At 60.2% G+C, this 666-nt stretch carries 1 protein-coding gene; it reads right to left on the minus strand.

Features of this window, described 5'->3' with window-relative positions; translation table 11 throughout:
• Positions 1-35 precede the first annotated feature (35 nt).
• Positions 36-578: a hypothetical protein gene (locus tag OC610_RS28455; RefSeq protein WP_264433064.1), complete on the minus strand. Its 543-nt coding sequence runs from the start codon at positions 576-578 to the stop codon at positions 36-38.
• Positions 579-666 lie beyond the last annotated feature (88 nt).

Below are 666 nucleotides of genomic sequence, written 5' to 3' on the forward strand. Positions count from 1 at the left end.
GGAGCAAGCTCCCTCGCCACAGGGGTTGTCGTGTGTCAGTGGCCTGAACCTACCCGCGCCAGCGAGGCGCGGCGATCAATGGCTTCGCACAGTCGCCGCTTCTGCGCCTCCCAAACGTCGGCGTCGACCCGGACCGAACGCATCAACACCAGCATCGCTGCCTTGGCATTCAGGTATTCAACCCATGCATCCCGGGCCTTGAGCCTGTGTCGTTCTTCATCGCTCATGTCCATGCGCCGCAACGCCAGGACACATTCATCCTGGATCAATGGCCCAAGGGTCATCTGGATCCGATGAGGTGCCTTGAAACCTGCCGTACCGGCGACGATCTCCCGCACCCGGTCCAGGCCCCATTCCAGCGCTTGGGAAAGTGGTTCGCGCAAGGCACGGTCATGGAATTCCTCGACCCAGACCGAGCCGTTCCGGCGGTAAACACAGACGAAGACTTGCGTCATGCTCTGCTGGTTTATGCGAGCCTGGACCTCAACTTGCGTGCCGTCCTCAAGCGTTTCTTCGTGGTTGCGTCCCGGCAACCGGCTGTTCATCCAAAGCCAATACTGTGCGCTTCTACGTCGCATCCCGTTGCCCTCCCCCTAAGGAACAAGGAGTAAGGCACACGGGCAAGGTTATTTCCAGCCGCGAAAAGTGCGCTCCGGACGAATGACA

Origin of the sequence: Pseudomonas agronomica, from assembly GCF_025917275.1 — a bacterium.
Lineage (GTDB): Bacteria > Pseudomonadota > Gammaproteobacteria > Pseudomonadales > Pseudomonadaceae > Aquipseudomonas > Aquipseudomonas agronomica.

Excerpts from the sequence above, each read along its gene's own strand:
- OC610_RS28455 (WP_264433064.1), bottom strand. The coding sequence starts at position 578 with ATGCGACGTAGAAGCGCACAGTATTGGCTTTGGATGAACAGCCGGTTG.